This is a genomic window from Azospirillum oryzae, from assembly GCF_900177515.1.
GTDB lineage: Bacteria > Pseudomonadota > Alphaproteobacteria > Azospirillales > Azospirillaceae > Azospirillum > Azospirillum oryzae_A.
On sequence record NZ_FXAK01000002.1, the window covers coordinates 653,861 to 675,338 of the forward strand.

At 69.5% G+C, this 21,478-nt stretch carries 28 protein-coding genes and 2 pseudogenes; 28 read left to right on the top strand and 2 right to left on the bottom strand.

The window, feature by feature from the left end; all coding sequences use genetic code 11:
- Positions 1-52: 52 nt before the first annotated feature.
- Positions 53-562, top strand: a complete 510-nt coding sequence (locus B9N97_RS05945) for an IS66 family transposase (RefSeq protein ID WP_244560571.1) — start codon at positions 53-55, stop codon at positions 560-562.
- Here B9N97_RS05945 and B9N97_RS05950 read toward each other — a convergent pair.
- Positions 522-893 (bottom strand): hypothetical protein, encoded by a 372-nt coding sequence (locus B9N97_RS05950; protein WP_085084295.1) that lies wholly within the window; start codon positions 891-893, stop codon positions 522-524. The two genes, B9N97_RS05945 and B9N97_RS05950, sit on opposite strands and share 41 nt — an antisense overlap.
- On the opposite strand from B9N97_RS05950, the gene B9N97_RS36650 reads away from it, so the two are divergent.
- The 5 genes and pseudogenes from B9N97_RS36650 (at position 892) to B9N97_RS35505 (ending at position 4,096) form a co-directional block, all read left to right on the top strand.
- Positions 892-1,023 (top strand): hypothetical protein, encoded by a 132-nt coding sequence (locus B9N97_RS36650; protein ID WP_280174737.1) that lies wholly within the window; start codon positions 892-894, stop codon positions 1,021-1,023. The genes B9N97_RS05950 and B9N97_RS36650 overlap by 2 nt on opposite strands.
- Complete coding sequence (locus B9N97_RS05955) at positions 1,010-3,082, top strand: recombinase family protein (protein WP_085084297.1); 2,073 nt, start codon at positions 1,010-1,012, stop codon at positions 3,080-3,082. Before B9N97_RS36650 ends, B9N97_RS05955 begins: the two co-directional genes overlap by 14 nt.
- A 19-nt stretch (positions 3,083-3,101) precedes the next feature.
- Positions 3,102-3,332 (top strand): annotated as a pseudogene (locus B9N97_RS05960) (transposase domain-containing protein); the annotation flags it as partial.
- 27 nt (positions 3,333-3,359) lie between these two features.
- A pseudogene (locus B9N97_RS05965) lies at positions 3,360-3,626 on the top strand (DUF736 domain-containing protein); the annotation flags it as partial.
- 296 nt (positions 3,627-3,922) lie between these two features.
- Positions 3,923-4,096, top strand: a complete 174-nt coding sequence (locus B9N97_RS35505) for a hypothetical protein (RefSeq protein ID WP_167393196.1) — start codon at positions 3,923-3,925, stop codon at positions 4,094-4,096.
- A gap of 184 nt (positions 4,097-4,280) precedes the next feature.
- Here the strand turns inward: B9N97_RS35505 and B9N97_RS05970 are convergent, their stop codons facing one another.
- Positions 4,281-4,556, bottom strand: coding sequence for a helix-turn-helix domain-containing protein (locus B9N97_RS05970; RefSeq protein WP_085084301.1), 276 nt, complete (start codon positions 4,554-4,556; stop codon positions 4,281-4,283).
- 113 nt (positions 4,557-4,669) lie between these two features.
- Here B9N97_RS05970 and B9N97_RS05975 point away from each other — a divergent pair, with 113 nt between their 5' ends.
- The 22 genes from B9N97_RS05975 to B9N97_RS06075 all read left to right on the top strand — a co-directional run bounded on the left by B9N97_RS05975 (position 4,670) and on the right by B9N97_RS06075 (position 21,476).
- Positions 4,670-4,939 (top strand): DNA -binding domain-containing protein, encoded by a 270-nt coding sequence (locus tag B9N97_RS05975; protein ID WP_085084303.1) that lies wholly within the window; start codon positions 4,670-4,672, stop codon positions 4,937-4,939.
- 214 nt (positions 4,940-5,153) lie between these two features.
- Positions 5,154-5,363 carry a transcriptional regulator domain-containing protein gene (locus B9N97_RS34735; RefSeq protein WP_143266368.1) on the top strand — a complete coding sequence of 70 codons (210 nt, stop codon included), beginning with the start codon at positions 5,154-5,156 and terminating at the stop codon, positions 5,361-5,363.
- Between the two features lie 7 nt (positions 5,364-5,370).
- A complete protein-coding gene (locus B9N97_RS05980; RefSeq protein ID WP_244560572.1) occupies positions 5,371-5,958 on the top strand; it encodes a DUF2285 domain-containing protein in 588 nt (195 codons plus the stop codon).
- 107 nt (positions 5,959-6,065) lie between these two features.
- Positions 6,066-6,311 carry a helix-turn-helix transcriptional regulator gene (locus tag B9N97_RS05985; RefSeq protein WP_085084305.1) on the top strand — a complete coding sequence of 82 codons (246 nt, stop codon included), beginning with the start codon at positions 6,066-6,068 and terminating at the stop codon, positions 6,309-6,311.
- A gap of 11 nt (positions 6,312-6,322) precedes the next feature.
- Positions 6,323-7,339, top strand: coding sequence for a replication initiator protein A (locus tag B9N97_RS05990; RefSeq protein WP_085084307.1), 1,017 nt, complete (start codon positions 6,323-6,325; stop codon positions 7,337-7,339).
- A complete protein-coding gene (gene parA / locus B9N97_RS05995) occupies positions 7,336-7,989 on the top strand; it encodes a ParA family partition ATPase (protein ID WP_085084309.1) in 654 nt (217 codons plus the stop codon). The genes B9N97_RS05990 and parA overlap by 4 nt, the downstream gene beginning before the upstream one ends.
- A complete protein-coding gene (locus tag B9N97_RS06000; RefSeq protein WP_085084311.1) occupies positions 7,986-8,231 on the top strand; it encodes a chromosome partitioning protein ParB in 246 nt (81 codons plus the stop codon). The genes parA and B9N97_RS06000 overlap by 4 nt, the downstream gene beginning before the upstream one ends.
- Positions 8,228-8,881, top strand: a complete 654-nt coding sequence (locus B9N97_RS06005; RefSeq protein WP_085084313.1) for a nucleotide-binding protein — start codon at positions 8,228-8,230, stop codon at positions 8,879-8,881. The genes B9N97_RS06000 and B9N97_RS06005 overlap by 4 nt, the downstream gene beginning before the upstream one ends.
- Positions 8,882-9,206: 325 nt before the next feature.
- Complete coding sequence (locus tag B9N97_RS06010; RefSeq protein WP_085084315.1) at positions 9,207-9,947, top strand: hypothetical protein; 741 nt, start codon at positions 9,207-9,209, stop codon at positions 9,945-9,947.
- Entirely contained in the window at positions 9,944-10,291 is a 348-nt protein-coding gene (locus B9N97_RS06015; protein WP_085084317.1) for a hypothetical protein, read from the top strand. Before B9N97_RS06010 ends, B9N97_RS06015 begins: the two co-directional genes overlap by 4 nt.
- 11 nt (positions 10,292-10,302) lie before the next feature.
- Positions 10,303-11,796 carry a type IV secretory system conjugative DNA transfer family protein gene (locus B9N97_RS06020; RefSeq protein ID WP_085084319.1) on the top strand — a complete coding sequence of 498 codons (1,494 nt, stop codon included), beginning with the start codon at positions 10,303-10,305 and terminating at the stop codon, positions 11,794-11,796.
- A gap of 13 nt (positions 11,797-11,809) precedes the next feature.
- Positions 11,810-12,172 (top strand): hypothetical protein, encoded by a 363-nt coding sequence (locus B9N97_RS06025; RefSeq protein WP_085084321.1) that lies wholly within the window; start codon positions 11,810-11,812, stop codon positions 12,170-12,172.
- Positions 12,169-13,323: an ATPase, T2SS/T4P/T4SS family gene (locus B9N97_RS06030; RefSeq protein WP_085084725.1), complete on the top strand. Its 1,155-nt coding sequence runs from the start codon at positions 12,169-12,171 to the stop codon at positions 13,321-13,323. Before B9N97_RS06025 ends, B9N97_RS06030 begins: the two co-directional genes overlap by 4 nt.
- Entirely contained in the window at positions 13,274-13,483 is a 210-nt protein-coding gene (locus tag B9N97_RS06035) for a hypothetical protein (protein ID WP_085084323.1), read from the top strand. The genes B9N97_RS06030 and B9N97_RS06035 overlap by 50 nt, the downstream gene beginning before the upstream one ends.
- Before the next feature lie 67 nt (positions 13,484-13,550).
- Complete coding sequence (locus B9N97_RS06040) at positions 13,551-13,802, top strand: hypothetical protein (protein ID WP_143266369.1); 252 nt, start codon at positions 13,551-13,553, stop codon at positions 13,800-13,802.
- A gap of 16 nt (positions 13,803-13,818) precedes the next feature.
- Positions 13,819-16,302 carry a conjugal transfer protein TrbE gene (locus B9N97_RS06045; protein ID WP_085084327.1) on the top strand — a complete coding sequence of 828 codons (2,484 nt, stop codon included), beginning with the start codon at positions 13,819-13,821 and terminating at the stop codon, positions 16,300-16,302.
- Entirely contained in the window at positions 16,299-17,219 is a 921-nt protein-coding gene (locus B9N97_RS06050; RefSeq protein ID WP_244560573.1) for a TrbJ/VirB5 family protein, read from the top strand. The genes B9N97_RS06045 and B9N97_RS06050 overlap by 4 nt, the downstream gene beginning before the upstream one ends.
- A 30-nt stretch (positions 17,220-17,249) precedes the next feature.
- Positions 17,250-17,432 carry a hypothetical protein gene (locus B9N97_RS06055; protein ID WP_085084329.1) on the top strand — a complete coding sequence of 61 codons (183 nt, stop codon included), beginning with the start codon at positions 17,250-17,252 and terminating at the stop codon, positions 17,430-17,432.
- A gap of 6 nt (positions 17,433-17,438) precedes the next feature.
- Entirely contained in the window at positions 17,439-18,728 is a 1,290-nt protein-coding gene (locus B9N97_RS06060) for a type IV secretion system protein (RefSeq protein ID WP_085084331.1), read from the top strand.
- Entirely contained in the window at positions 18,725-19,543 is an 819-nt protein-coding gene (locus tag B9N97_RS06065) for a hypothetical protein (protein WP_244560574.1), read from the top strand. Before B9N97_RS06060 ends, B9N97_RS06065 begins: the two co-directional genes overlap by 4 nt.
- A complete protein-coding gene (locus tag B9N97_RS06070; RefSeq protein ID WP_085084333.1) occupies positions 19,540-20,496 on the top strand; it encodes a TrbG/VirB9 family P-type conjugative transfer protein in 957 nt (318 codons plus the stop codon). Before B9N97_RS06065 ends, B9N97_RS06070 begins: the two co-directional genes overlap by 4 nt.
- The gene (locus tag B9N97_RS06075; RefSeq protein ID WP_085084335.1) at positions 20,493-21,476 is read left to right on the top strand and encodes a TrbI/VirB10 family protein; all 984 of its coding nucleotides are present in this window, start codon (positions 20,493-20,495) and stop codon (positions 21,474-21,476) included. The genes B9N97_RS06070 and B9N97_RS06075 overlap by 4 nt, the downstream gene beginning before the upstream one ends.
- The last annotated feature ends 2 nt before the right edge of the window (positions 21,477-21,478 follow it).

Consider the following 21,478-nt stretch of genomic DNA (forward strand, 5'->3'; position numbering starts at 1 on the left):
GGGGCGGTGATCGATGCTCCGCCGTGGACCGCCGATCGGGTAGACTTCGGCCATGCCCGCCACCACCGAGCCGCCGCCCACCGACATCGAGACGCTGCGCGCGATCATCGCGGCGCAGGCCGCGGAGTTGGCGGCCGAGCGTCGGCGTCGCGAGGCCAGCGAGGCCGAATTGGCCGCCGCCAAGGCCGGCCTGGTGGCCAAGGCGCTGGAGGTGGAGAAGCTCAAGATCCAACTGGCCCGGCTGCGACGGATGCAATTCGGGCGTTCCTCCGAGAAGATCGACCGCGAGATCGACCAGCTCGAACTGGCGCTGGAGGATCTGGAGGCAGCCGCGGCGGCCGAAGGGATGCCGGCCGATCCCGCCGAGCCGCGGGCGCCCTCGCCGGAGAGCCGTGCCCAAGCCGGCCGGCGCAAGCTGCCGGAGCATCTGCCGCGCACCGAGATCGTGCACGCCCCGTTTGATGCCTGCCCATCCTGTGGCGGCGCCCTGCGCCAAGTGGGCGAGGATGTTCGCGAGGTTCTCATCGCCCGTCCATTGTGCCCATGCCGGGCAGGATGTTGACGTCCATTACCGCTGGCATCCGCTGCATGGCCGTCGCGTCCGGGTGATGTGGAGCGAGGCGCGCGCCATCGGCCGTCTGGTTTTCGTCGAGGCGGCACCCGGCATCATCACGGTGCTGCCGGAATGGATGCTGGACCCTGTCATCTGCGCTGGCATGGAACTCGGTACGCCGCGGATCGCGGTGGAAGCGCTCATCAACCTTCAGCGTCAGCTGAGCGACGGCGGATTCAGGCGAAGCTCTCCAGGCGATCCGATCATCGTCCCGGAGGAGCGACATGAAAATGCCGTCAGCATCAACACGACGGGTCAAGACCCGGCGCCAGTTCAGCATGGCCTTCGACACCGCAAGGCTGCGGACGATCAGCCCGGCCGACCGCGCCGCGGCGGTGGTGCAATTGGCCCTTCTCCTAATGGAAGCCGCAGGTGCCGGAACCGGGGAGCGTGACGATGGCGAACCCTGATCTCCTGCCGCCGTCGGTGCTCAAGCGCAAGGCCGTGGTCTACGTCCGCCAGTCCTCCCCGGCGCAGGTCCAGACCAACCTGGAGAGCAAGCGCCGGCAGTACGAACTCGTCGACGCGGCCAAGCGCCGTGGGTTCCTCCGGGTCGAGGTGATCGACGACGATCTGGGACGCTCGGCCAGCGGTACCACGGCGCGGCCCGGGTTCGAGCGGCTGGTGGCGTCGCTCTGTGCCGGTGAGATCGGCGCCGTGCTGTGCCTCGACGCCTCCCGGCTCGCCCGCAACGGCCGGGACTGGCACCACCTGCTCGAACTCTGCGGGCTCGTCGAGGCCAGGGTGATCGACCTCGACGGCGTCTACGATCCGGGGCGGCCGAACGATCGGCTGCTGCTGGGCATGAAGGGCAGCATGAGCGAGTTCGAGCTGGGAGTGCTGCGGACCCGGATGCTCGATGCCGCCCGCAGCAAGGCGCGGCGGGGCGAACTGCGCATCAGCGTGCCGATCGGCTATGTCTGGCACCGGGAGATCGGTCTGGGCTTCGATCCCGATCTGCGGGTCCAGGAAGCGATCCGCCTCGTCTTCGCCCGCTTCCGGGAGCTGGGCAGCGCGCGCCAGGTCCTGCTGTCGCTGGCAGCGGAAGGAGTCTGCTTTCCGCGGCCGTCCGACGGGAAGAGACTGATCAGCTTCGACTGGACGCCGATCCGCTACCGCAACGTCATCAGCGTGCTCAAGAACCCCTTCTATGCCGGCGCCTACGTTTACGGAAAGAGCCAGCACCGCACCGAAATCGTCGAAGGGCGGGCGCGGAAGAGCTATGGCCACGGCAAGCCGCTTGAAGAGTGGGAGGTTCTGCTGAAGGATCACCACGAGGCCTACGTGGACTGGGACGAGTTTGAGCGCAACCAGACGCTGCTCGCCGCCAACGCCTACGGCCGGGTCGGCGGCGCGAAGTCGGGACGCGGCGGGCGCGCCTTGCTGGTCGGCGTCCTGAACTGTGCGCGGTGCGGGCGGCGGCTGACGGTGTACTACCGTGGCCGCAGCCCGAGCCAAGCCGGCTATCGCTGCGACCGCCCGAACCAGATGCTCGGGCTGCCACGATGCCTTGGGTTCGGAAGTTCCCGGGTGGACGAGGCGGTCGCCGGCGAACTTTTGCGAGCCGTCGAGCCGATGGCGATCGAGGCCGCGCTGGAAGCTGAGCGGAGGCATATGGAGCACCAGACCGAACGACGGCGGATGGCGGAGCTGGATCTTCAGAAGGCGCGCTATGAGGCGACGCTTGCGGAACGGCGCTATGCCGCCTGCGATCCCGACAACCGGCTGATCGCCGCGCAGCTGGAAAAGAACTGGGAGGCGGCGCTTCAGCGTGTCGAGGCGTGCGAAGCGCGGATCGCGTCCGTGTCAGCTCCCGTTCCGGCTCCCGCGGCGCCGGACTTCGCCGGGCTGGCGGACGACCTGCAGGCCGCCTGGAACGCGCCGGGGGTGACCACCAGGGCGCGTCAACGGCTACTGCGGACGTTGATCGTCAACATCATCGCCGACGTCGACGAGGCGGCGCGCGAGGTCATCCTCACCATCCATTGGCGCGGGGGCCAACACTCGCAGCTGCGTCTCATCAAGCCGCAAACCGGGGAGCACGGTTGCCGAACGCCGGAGGAAGCGATGGCGGTGATCCGCAGCATGGCGACGCGCTGGTCGGATGCGGACATCGCCGCGCAGCTGAACCGGATGGGCATGCGCACCGGGCAGGGGAAATCCTGGACTGGGCACCGTGTCAGCTCGTTGCGCCGGGTCCATGGCATCCGCGCCTACCGGTCGGCCGAGAAGGATGGCGAATGGCTGACCCAGTACGAGGCCGCCGCAGCGCTCGGCATCTCGCGCCACCGCCTTGTCCGGCTCATCAATGCCGGGCTGATCGTCGCCGAGCAGGTCGTGCCCGGCGCTCCCTACCAGATCCGCGCCTCCGACCTTCGGGAGCAACGGGTTCTTACCGCTATCGGGCGGAAGGGAGAACCGTGTCGCCTCGCTTCCGAGGATCAACTTTCAATGTTTCCAGACACTTGAAGAAGAGGGGCATAATGAACGCATCATCGCCCTCACGCGCAAGAATGCTCTGTTCGCCGGCAGCGACGGTGGCGGCGAACACTGGGCGACCATCGCGTCGCTGGTGGAAACCTGCAAGCTCAGCGGTGTCGATCCGCAGGCCTGGTTCGCCGATGTCCTGACCAAACTCGCCAGCGGGCATCCGATCACCAGGCTCAATGAGCTGCTGCCCTGGAGCTATGCCCAGCAGGCCGAAACTGCTGTGGCCTGAAAACACCGCTTACCCTTCACCCGCAATGAGGACGGTTCTTTCGCGGGCACTATCAAGACGCTCACCCTCAACATCAAGGCCCGCTTCGTTCCTGTCGAAAGGGACAGCGAGAAATCTCCCGACCTGCGGGTGCTCTACGGCGGGATCGAAATCGGCGCTGGCTGGCGGAAGGCGGCCAAGGAGACCGGCCGGCCCTACCACTCGGTCAAGCTGGACGATCCGAGCTTCCCCGCCCCGATCTATGCCAGCTTGGTCGAGGTCGACGGCGCATACGCCCTCATCTGGTCCCGTTGAGGATTCAAGTGGATTGCAGCGCTCCGGTCTGGGCGCTGCAATCCCGTCTCAGATCGGTTCTTGGAGGACGTTGAAGGGAAAGGGCGACGCCATCCCCAACACGTCTATCCGTCTCTTCCGACCTCCCATCTTACCATGCCGGAGCGGCCCGCCTCGAGGACGAGCGGTCCCCCCAAAATGCTGGCGCATTTCGGCTCCCCCGCTCGCCGGCCCGGCCGGTCGCCTGGGGCGATCCTCGACCCGGCCCGATCCGGCATCGTCGGCGGCCTGCTGTCTTTCATTGACAGGAGGGAGCGATGCTGACCGTTGACCGCCAAATCCGCGAACTGCGTGCCGAACTGGAGGGCTGCGCCTTGACCCATCGGGAACGGACCCAGGCCCTGCTGGAGCTGAATGCGCTGATGGCTCGGCAGACGCAAATGGCCGCCGCCCTCGCGATTCGGGCTTCTGAGAGAGCAGCGCCCGACTGAGGCGCTGTTTCCATCCGAGTCAGCCGACCGGCGCGACACGCCGATAAACAACGTTTTCGGAAATCCGGATGTCCGCCATTGCGGATTTCCGGATCGGCCGGCTTCCGGCCGGGCACTATTGGTGGCGCCAACCGTTCAGATCCGAAGCGATGATGGTCCGGATGCGAAGGCATACCCATGTATGCTAAGGCTTGATATCATCATCGGGGCGCGGGATTGCGGCCAGTTCGGAGAGGTACGGGTGACCGGAAGGCAACGTCAGCAGATCGCCCGGCAGGACCGCCAGCGCCTTGGCCACCTTGCCGAGCGTGACCACCGTCGCCTTGTGCTCGGCTCGTTCGATCTGGCCGAGATAGCTGCGGTCGATGCCCGAACGGTGTGCGAGCTCCTCCTGCGAAAAGCCGCGTTCCCGCCGCAGGCGCCGGATGTTCGCGGCCAGTATGTCGGGCAGATCCTCCATCGCCAGGATGGAGCCTTATTGCGGGAAAGGTCTCCACGGGGTAGATCTCCCATTCGACCGCGCTCCCGTCTGCAGTCCGCAGCCGGTGCCGGACGCAGTGCTGGAGGAGCAGCATGAGCAAGCCGCGCATCGACGCGCCGGTGTTCGACGAGGCGCCGACCGGGGCGGACCTCACCGACTATGACCGCCTCCATCTGGTCACTTATCTGCGCCTGCTCGACGCGGCCGCCGACGGCGCCGATCCGGATGAAGTCGCCCGGATCGTGCTGCGCATCGACCCCGACGAGGAGCCCGAGCGCGCCCGGCGCGCCTATGACAGCCATCTCGACCGCGCCCGTTGGATGACCGAAAACGGCTACCGCCACTTGCTTGGTCCGAGTTAACCCGTCTTTGCCGTTCGGCCCGGTTGGGCTACAACGTCGTCTGCAACGTGCGGTTTCGCCAAAAAGATCAGCCATTTAAACACTCCAGCCGATCGGGGTGGTCTGGTGCCGCTTATCCCCTGATCGGCGCCACCAGCCTAGCGTTGGCGGGAACGATCCGCAACGTTGGCGCGTGGATGTGCATCCGTCCCTTCCCCTGTGATGAGACGGTTCGATGACGAACATGCGAGATTGGCGATCCGCTGCCGACTATGCCGACACGGTGACGCTGTCGGCGTCGGGCTGGGCCTGGGAGTTCCTGCGCCGCAACCCGGAGTACCGGGGCGAGGTGGGCAAGCCGTCCCCCAAGCCGAAGGACCGGGCCTCGCGCGGCCGGCGCTGGGGGTTGTTTTGTTGCCGAGGAGCCCGACCGGGAGGCCCATGAGGCCGCCTTGTTCTGGCTGCCCGACCTGCTGCCGGGCCTGGTGCGGCTGATTCCGGCTCCGTCCGGCTATCTGTCAGCACCCCAGGACGCCGACCCGATGGCCGGGCCGGGGCGCCGGTCGATGTTGCCGACGCCGGACGGCCTCTATGTGGTGATCGCCGACGGGCCGCGGGAGCGCCGGTTCCTGGTGCTGGCACCGGACCTGCCGGCGCCGGGCGTGCCGCTGTTGGCCACCGTCGCCTTCGACGCGCCGCTGGCGCCGCAGGTCGCCGGCATCGAGCGGCTGGGCCGAGCCTTGTCCGGTCCCGAGCCGCCGGCCGATCTCACCGCCTATCAGGCCGCCATGCTGCGCCAGGTTCTGCAGGGGCTCGACGCCGCGCTGGCCGGCGCCAGCCTGCGCGACACGGCGGCCGCCCTGTTTGGTGAGCGGCGGATGAGCGAGGACTGGTTCCGCTCCAGTCCGCTGCGCGATCGGGTCCGCTACCTGATCCGCCGCGGCCGGCAGCTGATGACCGGCGGTTACCGGGACCTGCTGGCCGGCCGGATCGGCCGTCTGCCGGGCGTGCCACCGCCAAGGGAAGGGCCGGGGGAATAACCGCACCCCGGCCTTTCCCCTCCTTGGCCCCGTCTTTCTTTCGCGAGCCTTCCGCCATCCTGCGCCGCCGTTCCCGGCGATGCGCTTGCGATCACGGAGGCCCGCCCATGTCCGATTCCGCCGGCGCTCTGCCGCCCCGCTTTCTGCGCACGCCCGAGGCCGGGCGGTTCCTTGGCCTGTCCGGCCGGACGCTGGAAAAGCACCGCGTCTACGGCACCGGGCCGCGCTACCGCAAGATCGGCGGACGCGTCGTCTATGCGCTGGACGATCTGAAGGCCTGGGCCGACCAGGGCCTGCGCACCTCGACCTCCGATCCCGGCGCCGGCACCGTGCGGCCGGCCCGCCGCTCGTGAGGGAGGCCGCCATGGACCGGCATTTCCTGTCGCCGCCCAAACCTCCGGCGCTGCGCGACATGGCCGACCTGATGGTCTGGCCGTGGTTCAGCCTGGCCAAGACGCCGCGCCGTCTGCCCATCGTCTTCGAACAGGGCGATGTCGCCATCCACGTCGAGCCCACCGGAGAGCTCGGCCTCGCCACCATCTGGGACGCCGACCTCCTGCTCTGGGCGGCCAGCCGCTGGACCGATACCCTCGACGCCGGGCGGACGCCGGACCGGCGACTGGAGGTGTCCCCTTATCGGCTTCTGCGCGACCTCGGCCGCGGCACCGGGCGTCACGACTACGCCTTGCTGCGCGCCGCTCTCAACCGGTTGGCGGCGACGCGGGTGGAAACCACGCTGCGTGCGGGCGATCCGAAGCGGCCGGCCCGCTTCCGCTGGCTGGAATGCTGGGAGCCGGGCAAGGACGGTGTCGTCCTGACCTTGCCGGACTGGCTGTTCGCCGCGGTGTGCGAGCGGCGGGTGCTGACGCTCGACCCCGGCTACCTCGGCCTCACTGGAGGGCTGGCGCGCTGGCTCTACCGGCTGGTACGCAAGATGGGCGGCCGCCAGCAGGGCGGCGGCGCCATCGGCCTGCGCCGGCTGCACGCCCGCAGCGGCAGTCCGGCCCGCTACGCCAACTTCGTCGTGGGCGTCCGGCGCATCGTCGCCGCCGGTCTGCCGGGCTACCGGCTGTCGATCGTGCGCACCGGCGGCGAGGACCGGCTGCTGTTCTCCCGGGAGTGCACCGCGGCGAACCTGTCCACGCCCGCCTGTGGACAAGGTGTGAACGCGGTCGGGACATCGCCTTCGGATCGTCTCGGGACATCGGCCCCCCCAGTCGCGGGAGAACGCGCACCCGACTCGGAGTCAACCCCTTGGCCCGCCTTGCCGATTCGCCCCTATAACATCTATAACTTAAACAATAACAGAATCATGGCAGCTGACTCCAAGACTCCTCTCCCTGTGGATAAGTCGCTGCGGGAAGGGGAGGCGGGGTCATGATCGTGGCTCTGCTGAACCAGAAGGGCGGCGTCGGCAAGACGACGCTCGCCACCCATCTCGCCGGGGAACTGGCCCGGCAGGGCTCCCGTGTGCTGCTGATCGACGCCGACCCTCAGGGCTCGGCACTGGACTGGGCCGAGCAGCGCAATCGCGAGGGGCTGCCCCGGCTGTTCGCGATGATCGGCCTGGCGCGGGAAACCTTGCACCGCGAGGTGCCCGACCTGGCCTCCGGCGTCGAGCATGTGGTGATCGACGGACCGCCGCGGGTGACGGCGCTGGTGCGCTCGGCGATCCTGGCGGCCGAGCAGGTGCTGATCCCGGTTCAGCCCAGTTCGTTCGACGCCTGGGCCTCAGCCGAGCTGCTGCGGCTGCTCGAGGAGGCCCGCGGCTGGAAGCCCGGCCTGTCGGCCCGTTTCGTCCTGAACCGCTGCATCGCCCGCACCCGGCTGCTGGCCGATGCGCGGCGTGAACTGGCCGCAGTGGTGCCGCCGGCGATGGCGGCCTCGGTCGGTCAGCGGGTCGCCTTCGCCCGTTGCGTCCGCTCCGGCCGGCTGGTCTTCGAGAGCGAACCGCAGTCCACCGCGGCCCGCGAGATCGCGGCGCTGGCCGCCGAGCTGCTCGAGCCCGTACAGCCGGAGACCGGGCGATGAGCGGCGGGCGGATCGGCTTCGGCGCTCGTCCCGTCGTGCCCGAGCCCACGCCGGACGCCTGGGTGCGGCGGGGCGAGGCGTCGCCGGCCAAGGCGGAACTCTACACCGCACGGCTGACGGTGGACATCACACCGGAGCTGCGCGGGCGGATCAAGATCGCCGCCTTCCGCCGCGGCGTGACCATGGCGGTGCTGTTGCGCGAGCTGCTGGAAACCAGCTTCGCCGGGGAGGAGCGGCCATGATCGCCGCCCTGGTCAACCTGATGCCCGGCGTCGGCAGGACCACGCTGGCGCTCAATCTGGCCGGCGAACTGGCGCTGCAGGGCAGGCGGGTGGTGGTGCTCGACGTCGATGGCGTTTCCGGCACCGGGGACTGGATCGCGCGGCGCCGGGCCAACGGGATGCCGGCCCTGTTCGACAGCGCCACGATTGCCGGCACCCAGCTGCGACATGGACTGGGAGGCTTTGCTGCCAGTTTCGACCATGTCCTGCTCGACACCCCGTCCCGTTCACCGGCTGCGCTGCGGTCCGTCCTGTCGGTCATCGAGACGGTGCTGATCCCGACGTGGCCAGACCGGAGGTCCCTCGGGCGCTGTGCCGCGACGATGCAGCTGGTCATCGAGGCGCTGGCGATGGAGCCGGCTCTCACGGCGTCGCTGGTGCTGAGCAAAGTACCCGATGGGCTGCGGGTCGAACCGGGCAGCGAGGCCACCGTGATGGGGCTGCGCCTGCCGGTCTCGGCGGCGGTGATCCGGCAGCGGCGGGTGTTCGCCGACAGCATGGACACTGGGCTGCTGGTGCCGGAACTCGAGATGGCGGGGCAGGCCGAGGCCGACATCCGCCACCTCGTCTCGGAAATTTTCGGGCTGGCGACGGCCGCAGTGACCGGCTGATCAAGGGGCCGACCGTCCTCTTGCGGCGGTCGGCGACCCTCTTCGCTCATCCGCGCGCAATGACAGGAAGACGGCCAAAGCCGGAAAGCTCCGGCGGGACTGCGTGGTGGTCTGGGAAGGGAAGGAAATCAACGGCCAGCAAGATAAAGGGGCGGTTCGTCGTCGGTCATGATCGTTGATGTTCTTCATGTTTCCCTGTGGACGCGCATCCTGAAACGAACATGGGCGAACACAGTCTCTGTTCTCCCGTCACTCCTTTGAAAACTGTCATGGAGGCCGCGTCCTGGCCCATCGTCGGCTCCAGTTTTGGTGGAGGAGCAGCGGCATGCGGGGACGCGGGTCCATCTTCGACGGCCTCTCGGCGGACGACGGCTTCCAGGCGCGGATGAAGGCGCTGGTCGACCGTGGCCGCGCGCTGGCCCGCGGCTACGTTCGCCGCTCCGAGCGCCGGGTCAAGGTCCGCGCCGCCTCGGCCGAGCACGGCGCCTATGCCCGCCCGGTCAACGTCAAGCTGCTCTACCACGACCGCGCCCGCGGCGCCTTTCCCAACTCGGTCGCCGTGCTGGCCAACTACCTCGCCAAGGACGGCCCGCTGTTCGATCGCGACCGCCCCGGCATCGACAAGGGCGAGGTGGCCGCCGCCTGGTCGGACGATCGCCGTGTCTTCCATGTCATCGTCAGCCCAAACGACGGCCACCGCATCGACGACATGGTCGCCTATGGCCGGGAGATCATGACCGCCTGGGAACGCCGGGTCGGCGAGCTGGAATGGGTGGCGGCGGTCGAGCGCAAGCCTGACATGGCTCACCCGGACGGCAACCGGCACCTGCACGTCATGATCCGCGGCGTGCAGGACGAGCGCGACCTCTACTTCGAGCGCGAGGTCGTCACCCACTGGTTCCGCCACGATGCGGTCGAGGTCACCACCCGGACGCTGGGCTGGATGGACGAGCGCGAGCGGCAGGCCTACGAGCGCCAGCTGGTCGAGATGCAGCGCTTGCGCGAGGAGCGTGGCCGTGAGGCCGGGCGCGACGGCCTGGACGAGCTGGGAGGGCGCGAGCTGTGACCCGCCTTTCCCGCGTCGCTGTTGCCTACGGCCTCGCCGTCTGGCTGTTGACCGTCCAGGCGGTCACTGAGCTGGTCGGTTGGCTCTTCGCCTGGCCGGCGGTCTTCGGCGGCCTGCGCATCGGCACCGTCGCGCTCTATTGGCCCGGCCAGTTCCTGACTTGGAGTGCCCTGCTGGCCCCCGGCCACCGCTGGATCGTCACCGTCGCCATCCTGGTCTGCATCGCCGGGGCCCTGGCGCTGGCGGTGCGCGCTGGGATCGTCTTGCGCGGCCACCAGGATCCTCGCTTCGGCGCCGGCCGTTGGGCCGGGGACGCCGACGTCCGCCGCAGCGGCCTGCTGTGACGGGGGCGGCGATGACAGACTCCTGCATCGTCCTCGGCGCCTGGAACGGCCGGCCCCTGCGCGAACGCACCCTTCAGCCGGTCCTGGTGATCGGCCCCACCGGCTCGGGGAAAACCACCACCACGGTGCTGCCCACCCTGTTCGCCGGCTGGCGGGAGAGCGCCGTCGTCTGGGACTTCAAGGGCGCCATGGCCGGCGATACGGGCGCGGCGCGCGAGCGCTTCGGCGACGTCATCGTGCTCGACATCGCCCGGCCCGGCGGCCCTCGCTACAACCCGTTGATGGCGGTGCGGCCGGGTGCGCATCTGGTGCCGGACTGCCAGCATGCTGCCCGCATCCTCACCGAGGGCGAAAAGGAGGGGCATTGGCGCAACGCCGCCTTCTCCTACCTCACCGGCGTCTTCGTCTATCTGCTGACCGCCGCGGCGGATGGCGAGAAATCGTTGGCCGGCGCCCGCCGGCACATCCTGCTCGGCGACGATGGGTTGACCCTGATGTTGGCCGAGGGGGTCCACCCCACCGCCCAGCGCGCCGCCCAGGAACTGTGGGACAAAAGCGTCGCCGCCGACGCCGAGCCGCCGGCGTCAGGGTTGGACGAGGAGGGCAGGAAGGACGCGCCGGCCCGGAAGGGCGGGCGGGGTGGGGCGGTCGACAAGAGCCTGCATTACCGCAAGTCGGTCTATGTCACCGCCTCGGTGCTGCTCGCCGAGTTCGAGGACTCTGTTCTCGACGTCCAGACCGCCGCCAGCGACTTCTCGATCTCCGACCTCGTGGCCGGCGAGCGGCCGGTGACGCTTTACATCGTCGCTCGGCCGATGGACGCCCGCCGCCTGCGCCGGGTCTTCACCCTGATCCTTACCCAGATGATCGATTTCCTCACCGTCGACCGGTCTCTGGCCGACGATGGACGGGCGCGGCGCTGGAGGCTGCTGGTGGCGTTGGACGAGTTCCTCCAGTTCCGCATGGCCGAGGCAGCGGAGTGGATCCGCTACGTCCGCGAATACGGCATCCGTCTGCTGCTGCTCGCCCAGAGCCTGGGCGAGGTGGAGGAGCGCTACGGCAAGGGCCTGACCGCCAACACACGGCTTGTCGTGTTCCGGCCGAATTCGTCGGACGAGGCGGAACGGATCAGCCGGATGGTGGGCGAGGCGATCGAGGAGGTGCCGACGCGCTCGACCTCGAAGGGCCTGCTCGACTTGGTGCCGACCGTCAGCCGCGGTGTGCGGGTGGACCGCCGGCCGGTGCTGCCGATGCACGCAGCGCTGGAGATGGACGGCAACGACCTGATCATCTTCGGCTACGGCAAGCCGATCCGCGGCATCCGTCTGCACCCCTACAGCGATCCGCAGTGGCGCGGCTTTTACGGGCCGCCGGTCCGAGGCTGGACGGCCCGGCCGGAGGCGAACCGCTGGTTCGGTGCGCTGGGCGGGCAGGGGGATGGAGCAACCGTCCCCTGGAAGCCGGAGCGTCCCGCCCGTCCGGCCCGTCGCAAGACCATCGTGTGAAGGGACGATCGCCATGAGCCGCGACACGGGCAACGCCCTAAATTCCGACGAGCTGCGCAAGCTCCGCCACGTCTCCGCCCGCATTCCCGAGGTGCTGGCCCGGCAGGTGGACATCATTCAGGAGCGCCACCGGCTCCGTCATTTCTCCGAGGCTATTACCCTGGTGATCGACCACGGCCTGTCGGCGCTCGCCCGCGCCCGGGTCGAAGAGGACCAGATCGAGGCCACCATCCTGCGCATCGAGGACATGATGGTGACCCAGCTCGCCCTGCTCAATGTCGGGCTCGAGGTCGATGCCGAGGCCGTGGCCGAGACCCGGACGGCGATCCTGGAGGAGTGGTCGCGCCGGGGTCGCCGCGGTGGGCCGACGTCATGAACGGGCCGGTCATCACCGAGGAAAGCCTCGACCGGCCGGCGCTGCTTCTGGCCTCGCTAGCGCGGCTGCGCGCGGCGCTGTTCGGCGACCTGCTGGCCCGCGACGACGTCGCCAACGTCCTGGTGCTGCCGCCGACCGGCGGGTCCAACCTGTGCCGGGTGGTGGTGAAGAACGGCCCGGTGCCGGAGTTTGTCCGCACCGTCGAGCCGGCCCAGGTGATGCGCTTCCTCGCCACGGTCGCCGGCTTTGCCCGCCGCGAGCTGCGCCGCGACCGTCCGACGCTGGACGCCGTGCTGCCGGTCACCGGCGAGCGCATCCACGCCGACATCCCGCCGGTGACGCCGGGACCGTCCTGCTCGATCCGCAAGCCCTACCGCGGCCGCATCACGCTCGACGAGTGGGCTGCGACCGGCGGCGCGACAACACTCCAGGTCGCCCTGATCCGCAAGCTGATCGCTGCCCGCCGCACGATGGTGATCGCCGGCGACGTCGACACCGGCAAGACGACGCTGCTGCGTGCCTGCCTGGAGGAGCCTGCCTTCCAGCAGGGTCTGCCCGCCGTCCTGCAGGATCCCTTCGAGTTCGAGCCGCCCTGTCCCTTCGCCTACGCGATGGTCGCCGATCCGCTGGCCGACCCGCCGGTGACGCTGGAGGCCCTGGTGGCCGGCGCGCTCCGGGTACCGATGACGCATCTGGTGCTGGGCGAGGTCCGCCGGGCCGAGGCGCACGCCATGGTGGTCGGCTGGACCACCGGGCATCCGGGGCTCTGCACTGTGCATGCCGGCTCGGCCTGGGACGCGCTCGACCGCGTCGCCCAGATGGTGGGCTTGGGCGGCATCGCGATGGACGCTCTGCAGATGCGCTGGATCGCCAAGGCTGTCCATGCCGTGGTGCATCTCGCCCGCCGTCCCGACGGGCGCCGCTTCGTGAACGAGATCGTCCGGGTCGAGGGCTACGACTCCGCCCGCGGCTTCCTCCTCCGCCCGCTGGGGGCGGGGGATTTCACCGGTGGAGGTGATGATGACGAGCAAGGGTACGTCATACCGGGCGCTCGCTCTGACGTTAACGTTGGCCGCGGTGAGCGGTCCGGCGCGGGCGCAGGTGATCGCCAACCTCGGCGCCGAGCTGCTGTCCTGGCAGGCGGTGTTTGACACCAACTTCGTGCCGATCGCGGTGACCGCCGGGCTGCTGCTGGCGCTGGTCGCCGCGATGTTCTCCCGCATCGCCGGGGTGGTGGTGTTCGTCTTCACCGTCGCCGGCGCCGCCGCCTACGGCGCGCGAGACGCCATCATCGCGTTGGCGGGAGGGTGAGCTGGACACCCTGCCGCCGGATGGCTGGGAGAAGCCGGTACGCCGCACCTCGGTGCGGCCGAACAAGATGCCGTTCGGCGTGCCGATCGAGCTGCTGGCGATCGCCCTCTGGCTGGCCGCCGAGCTGTGGCTGGCGCTCGGCGCCCTCCCCCAAGCGGTGGCGGGGTTCTTCGCCATCTTCCTCACCGCGCGCCACCTGACCCGCCGCGATCCCTGGTGGCTGGAGATCGTCCGCCAGGGCACCGCTGCCTGGCTGGCGCGCGTCCTCCGCACCCGCAGCGGATCGTTGGGCCGGTCCGCCTACAAAGCTCCCCGCTGATTGGAAAGCGCCGATCATGCTCGACCTGACCGCCTTCGACGACGGCTTCGACGCGTTGTCGCGCCACCTGCCCTGGGACTGCTTCGTCTGGCCGGGTGTCGTGCTGCTGGAGGAGGACGGGGCACTGATGGCCGTCGTCGAATATGGCGGCCGCGACCAGAGCGTGCAGGATCCGGTCGAGATCCAGCAGACCGCCATGGCCGCCGCCAATGTCCTGTTCCCCTTCACTGGCGGCTGGACCTTCCATTTCGAGATGCAGCGCCGCTGGGGCCGCGGCTACCCGTGCGGCACTGGCGTCCATTCGGTGGCCAGCCTGATCGACGCCGAACGCCGCGCGAGGCTCGACGCCGCTGGACGCCAACTGCGCTCGCGCACGTTTATCACCATCACCTTCACCCCCACCCACCGGCAGGCCCGCCGGTTGGCCGGCTGGTTCACCCGCAATCCGCCGGAGCGGTCCCGGCCGGACGTAATGCGCGACCATGTCGAGCCCTTCCGCCAGCTGGTGCTGCAGTTCGCCGGCCTGCTCGGCCGCGCGGTCGGCTGGGCCCGCATGCTCGACGACGATGCGGTGATGGCCTTCCTCCATTCCTGCGTCTCGCCGATCGAGCAGCCCCATGTCTCTGCCCCCGACATTCCCGGTTTCCCGATCAAGGCCAACCTCGTCGATGTCGGATTCCTCCCTGGCTCTTTCCCGGCCTGGACCAATGGCGCGGAACGCTGGCATGTCCGGGTCGTCGGCATCGGTGGCTATCCCAAGGCCAGCCACCCCGGCCTGCTCAACGCGCTCGACGCGCTGCCCTTTCCGGTCCGCTGGTCGGTGCGCTTCGAGGCGATGGACCATGTCCAGGCCCGCGGTGTCTTCGCCGCCCTGTGGCGCAAGCACGACGACACCTCCTACGACTGGCGCTCGGTGCTGCTGCGGGCCGTCGGCGGCTTCACCGCGCTGCGTCACGATCCGGTCGGTGTACTGGAAGCGCTGGAAGCCGAGGCCGCCCGGCTGGAGGCCGAGCAGGCCGGCACCAGCTCCGGCTGGATGACGCCCACCGCCATACTGTGGGGTTCATCCGTCGAGGAGGCCGAGGGCCGGAAGGAGGAGTTCGTCAAGACGCTGCGCTCGCTGGGCTTCACCGCGATTGAGGAGAGCTGGGGAGCCGAGCGCGCTTGGTACGGCACCTTGCCCGGCCATGTCCGCCCCAATCCGCGCAAGGTGCCGCTGACCCAGGTCCAGCTCGCCGACTTCCTGGTGCTGTCCGCGGTCTGGGGTGGGCCGGAACGCAACGCGCATCTGCGCTGCGACCCGCTGGCCCAACTGGAGGCCGAGGGCGGCACACCCTTGAGGATCGACCTGCACCAGGGGCCGGACGGGGCGGCGCTGGTGATCGGACCGCCGCGGACCGGCAAGTCCACCGTGCTGGCGTTCCTTGGCCACCAGTTCCTCGCCCGGGTGCCGGAGGGTCGGGTGGTGTGGATCGACGTCGACGCCACCGAGAGCACCAGCCTCGCCGCCACCTGGGCGGCCGGCGGCGAGTTCCTTTCTATGGGCTCGGGCGACCTTGCCTATGCCGATCTGGCGCTGCAGCCACTGGCCGATGTCGACACACCAGGCGGCTTTGCCTGGGGCCATGGCTTCATCATGGAGCTGCTTCGCATCCAGGGACTGCTGGTGCCGGGCGGGATCTCGGCGGCCGAGGCCGGCGACGCGGTGGATTCGGCGCTGCATTTGCTGGCGGCCTCGCCACCGGGGGAACGCACCTTGTCGCACCTCGCCCATCTGGTGCCCGACAATCTGGTGCGGGTGGCGCTGGAGCCCTATTGCCGCGGCGGCCCCTACGGCGATCTGGTCGATGCCGGCGAGGACCGGCTGCTGGGATCCTGTTGGACCACGGTGGACATCGGCGCGCTGATCGACCGCGGCGTTGGCGCCACCCCGGTGATCCAGGCGCTGTTCCGCCGCTTCTACCGGCTCTTCGCCGACGGCCGGCCGACCCTGTTCCTGGTCGACGAGGCCTTCAAGGCGCTGAAACACCAGCCGGCGGAGCTGGACGAACTGCGTCGGCGCGGGCCGAAGAAGAACGTCACGCTGGTGCTGGCCACCCACCAGCTCGACGACATCGAGGGCTCGGCCATCGCGGCGCTGCTGAAGACGATCCGCGTCCTGCTGCTGCTCGCCGATCCCAACGCCGCCAAGCGGGCGCTCTACCGTGACTGGGGGCTGAACCGGGCCGAGGCGGCGCTGGTGGCCGGGGCGATGCCGCGGCGCGACGTCTTCTTCAAGACGCCGGACGGCAGCCGGCTCGGCCAGCTCACCCTCGATCCGGTGGCGCTGGCGGTGTGTGGCTGTGGCGGGGCCACCCACCGCCGGGCCGCCTTCGAGACCATCGCCGAAGCCGGGCCTGCGGGTTTCGCCGCAGCTTGGCTGCGCCAGCACCGGCTGCATGAGGCGGCAGCCATCCTGGACCGCGCTGCAACCTGCGCTTCCCTGGGAGAAGCATCATGATCCTGCGTTTCCGAGCTGGCGCTTGTTCGGCCCTTGCCGCCCTTGCCCTGTTGGCCTCGACGGCGCTCACCATCACCCCATCGCCGGCCGCCGCCCAGATGTTCGGCGGTAGTGGGCTGGGAGGTTTGTTCGGTGGCAGTGGCGGCGGCTGCGGTGGAGAGAGCGACGGGCTGTTCGGCCTGATCGTGTCCGCGGCGGTCGGCTATTTCACCGGCGGGGTGGGCGGGGCCGCGATGGGCGCCGGCTCCAGTCTTGCCGGTGGCGGTCAGGGGCAGAGTCCGGGCTGCCCGATCGTCGAGAGCAAGCCGCTGATGGTCGAAGGGATGGTCCAGCGCCAGGAGGTCGAGATCATCGCCCAGACCGCGCATATGCTCACCCAGATCGACAACATGATCCGTATGCGCGCCCTGTCCGATCTCGACAGCGGTGGAGCGGTGGCTGCCCGTCTGGGCGAGACCCGCCGGGCCGCCGACGGCGTTGGCCGGGTCCAGTGGAGCCTCGACGGCGTCGACCGCCAGTTCACCGCCCTCTACCCGGACGTGTTGCCCAACGGTCTGGATGCGGAGGGGGTGGTTGCGCATCAGGCCGAGCAGGCCCGCCTCGCCCGCGATGCCAGCCGGGCCAGCAAGCGGGTGTCGGCCGATGTCGTCACCGGCATCGAAGCCTATCCGGAGCGGGCGCGCGACCTGATGGCGGCGCTGAAGGCCTGCGACGGCCAGACCTGTGCCATCGATGCCGGGGCTCAGGCGACCCTGCTCAACGCCGAGATGGCCGGCCAACTCCTCATGCTGCAGGCCGCTCATGGCCGCGCCCTCGAGGCTCAACTCGATTACGAGCAGGCCGCCGTCGAGCGCGCCCGTCAGCAGGCCATCCTCAGCTGGCGCGGCCTCGACACCTACGGTGCCCCTGGAAGCTGACCCCGGACATTGAACAGGGAGAGCTGAACCATGAGCCTCGCACGCATCGCTCTGATCTTCGCCGGCCTACTCCTGCTCAGCATTCTCGGCGCCGCCGTGCTGGTCGGGATGATGCTGACCGACGACGGCGCCTGGACCCGCGAGCGGCTGGAGCGCCTGTCGGACTGGCGCGGCATCGAGCGCTATCGCGCCGTGCCGCCCGGCCGGGAGTGACCGGCCATGGACGTCAGCGGCCTGTCGATCGCCCTGCACCAGCTGACCGCCATGGTGGTGACCGCTCTCGGTCTGCTCGGGCCGGACGCCCACCAAGCGCTCCGCCTGCTGATGATGCTATCCTACACCCTTGCCCTCTTGCTCTGGCTGTTCGAGGGCAAGCCGGCGGTGCACGGCCCCTTCCTGCGCATGCTGCTGAAATTCACCGTCATCGGTGCGCTGGTGGAGTGGTTTCCTGCGGGCTCGGCCGCCTTGATGCAGGCGGCGGCCCGGCAGGGTCTCAGCCTCGGCCCCGGTGCCCCCTTCGCCCTCGACGATCCCGGCTACATCGCCCATCTCGGCATCCAGGCGGTGATCCCGCTGATGCTGCGCGTCAAGGAGATGCTGGGGCCGGTCGATTTCTTCCTGAACTTCGTTGAGATCGTCATCTTCCTGCTGGCGGGCTTGGTGGTGATCGTCAGCTTCTGCATCCTGGCGATTCAGGTCTTCCTCGCCTTCCTGGAATACCGGCTGCTGTCGCTGGCCGCTTATCTCGCCATTCCCTTCGCGGTGCTGGGGCCGACCAGCTTCGTCGCCGAGCGCGCCATCGGCTACATCGCGGCGTCGGCCATGAAGCTGCTGGTGCTGGGCGCCATCATTGCCGTCTGTGGCGCCACCCTGACCAGCCTGACCTTCCAGGGCACGCCGACCCTGGCCCAGGCCTTCGGCGTGGCGGTGCTGGCCGCCGCCATCTTCGTGCTGGCGATCAAGGCACCGCGCGCCGCCGCCGGCCTGGTGAATGGCGGGCCGGTGATGGACGGCATGACGGCGCTGGCCGCCTTGTGGACCGCCGGCTGGCTCGGCGCCCGTAGCGTCGCCGGTGGAGCCGCCGCATCGAGCGGTGCTGCCGGCAGCGTACTGGCTGGGAGCACCACGGCCCTCGGCCTGCTGCGCACAGTGGCTGGTGGCGCTACCGCTTCGGTCGGCACCATGCCAGGCAGCCGATCCGGCTCGGTGGGCGGATCGGGCGGATCGGGCGGATCGGGGCGGCATTATCCGGCCGGGCACTTCGGTGGGGCAGGGGGAGGCGCCGGGCAGGGGAGCGCTCAGCGGTCAGGCGGCGGCTGGGACAAGCCGATGACCGAGGCCCAGCGCGGGCAGCTCGACCGTCTCTCTGCCGGCCGGACCTATCCTGCCGACCTCACCCGTGGGCAGGCCAGCCGCCTGATCGAGGAGTGGGGCGGTGAGGACTCCTGGCTTCGCGCTGGCGCCCGCAAGCCCAAACCCGACGCTCCGGAGAAGGGAGATCCATCATGAGGGAGCGCATCGTCAACGCCTACGATCCGCCGCCGGCCGGGGTGCCGGACAGCGCCCGCTACCTGGAGGCCATGACCTACCGCGCCAGCCGCGAGGCCAAGGCGCTGCGGCTGAAGCGCTGGTACCTTGGCCTGACCATCCTGAGCCTCGGCTGGGGCGGGCTGATGACCTGGGACAATCTGCGCGTCGCCGGCCAGTTGGTGGAGATCGCCCGGACAAAGCCGGTCTACCGGGTCGAGCAGGCGCTCGACGGTCACCAGAGCCTGCTGCTGCTCGACAGCACGCTCAGCGTCAGCAAGGGCGCGCGGATCAATGCGGTCAGTTGGTTCATCCGCTGGCAGCGCCAGATCGGCACCGACCCGGTGATGCTGGCCAGGGACCGCGCCGCGGCCCGCGCCCGCCTGACCGCCGGGGCCGAGAAGAAATGGGATGCCCTGGTGGCGGCCGATCTCGACCCGGCCGAGGGCTGGAGCCGCGACGTCGCCGACATCCGCGTGCAGGAGCGCGAGGCCGATCCGAAGACCGGCGCCTCCTCCTTCTATGTGGTGTGGACCGAGACGGTCTATCGCCGCTTCAAGCCGGAGAGCCGGGCGCTGATGAGCGCCGCGGTGGTGACGATGGATGGTGCGCCTCGTGACGGCGCACTCGACGGCGTGTCGATCTCCGGCTTTTCCCAGCCCAGCGGAACCCCGCTGGCGCTGGAGCCGCGCGACGCTGCGAAGGCGGCCCGGTCCGATCCGGCCGCGGCACCATCGACGCCGACCATTCCGCCCCTTCCGAGCCCTCCGACCCCATCGACGGAGTCCCGGCCATGACCCGCCTGTTTCCCTGGCTGGCCCTGCCGCTGCTGGCGGCCTGTGCCACCGAGCCGCCCTCGGTGCCGATTGCCGGGCCGCCCGATCCGCCTCGCATCTACACGATGGCCGATCTGCACGTCCCGCCGACGCAGATGCAGCGGGAACCGAAGGAGACGCTCGGCGCGCGGCCATCGCGGGCGCAGACCCGCAGTTGGGTGGGGCAGGCCAACGAAGCGGCCCTCGACCTGCCGACCGTGACCTGCTTCAAGGGCAAGAGCTGCGAATACTGGTACCAGCCCGACCAGCAATATCTCGTCTACATGGCCGAGGCGAACCAGACCTTGGTCTGCCTGAAGCCGGGCGAGGTGGTGCGCGACATCGTGGCGCCGGGCGCCCAGGTGTGGATTCCGCACCAGCCCTACAGCTTCGGCAAAGGCCGGCAGCGCACCGAATGCATCGCCTTCATGCCGCGGCGCGCCGGGATGAATCAGCAGATCTCGGTCTTCACCAACGAGCGCAAATACGACCTCAACGTCGAGACCCACAAGCGGGTTCATCACGTCGAGGTCCGGTGGCGCTATCCCGAGGACTGGCTGGCGGCGCTCAACGGTTCGCCGACCTTGGCCGGCGGCGCGGCCATGGAAGGGCGCGACCGGACCACCGAGCTGGCCTATCGCGACCGCCGCTGCACCTACACACTGGACGGCGACACGCCGCAATGGCGCCCGGTGCCGACGGCGGACGGGCAGCCGCCGGTGTGCGACGACAGCGAGGTGACGGTCATCAACTTCACACCCGGCGTACTCGGCGCCTACGGCGCTCCGGCGCTATGGCGTGTTGCCGAGGATGGCACTCGAACGCCTGTGCAGTATGGCAGGATGAACGCGACGTACCGCGTCGCCGGCATCCACGATCATCTTCTGCTGAGCCTCGGCGCCCAGGAGGTTCATATCCGGAGGAACCGGCCATGAGTGCGCCCGGTACCACGCCGTTGACGCCCGACCCACTGGAGCGCCGCCGGGTCATCGTCTCCGGCCCGCACCTCGTCCGCATCCTGCTGGTAAGCACCGCGGTGATTGGGGTGGGGCTGGTGGCCTACATGGTTGGCCGCGGCCAGGGAGAGGAGCCGGTGTCGAAGCAGCCGATCCTGTTCGACCATCGTCCGCCCAAGAGCATGCTGCCGAGCTACGCCGATCTGGCGCCACCCCCGCCGCCGGCTCCCCGCGTCGAGGTTCCGAAACCGGCCCCGGCACAACCAAAGCCGCAAATGCGTGGGCCGGCCAAGGAGGACGAGCTGCGCAAGAAAGCGCTTGAGGCTGGGGTAGGCGGATGGAGCCGCAAGGAACCAGGGGAGAGCGCCCCTGCCGGACGCCGGGAAGGGAGGGATTTTGCAGCCGCCGGTGGGGACTGCACCGTGCCGGCGGGAACGCCGTTCCCGCTGCAGACCATCAGCCGGGTCGTGACGGAGCAGGGCGGCGTGCTGACCGCCCAGGTGACGCAGGATGTTTGGGACGCCGGCTTCGCCTGCCTGGCGGTGCCCGCCGGATCGCTGGTGACGATGGAGGTTGGCAGCAGCGTCACCAAAGGTCAAAAGCGCATCGTGGTCGCTAAACCGATGATCACCCGGCCGTGGCCGCGCAATGACACCGTTCAACCGGCCGCCGCGGTAGTCGATGCGACCGGTGCCGGAGGCCTGCCGGGCTCGGTGGAGGTGCCCTGGGTTCAGACGGGTCTGCTGATCGGTGCCAGCGTAGCGGTGGACCTTGCCTCGGCGGCACTGACCGGAGGCGGCAGCCTGCTGGGCACCATCCTCGGTCGCAGCATGGAAAGTCCGCTGGATCGCGCGGCCAAGGACATGCTGGAGAGGGCGCCGGTGATCATGCTGGAGGCTGGCGAGCCGCTGCTGCTGGTGCTGCGCGGGGCCTTGCGGGCGGATGATTTCAGATCGTAACC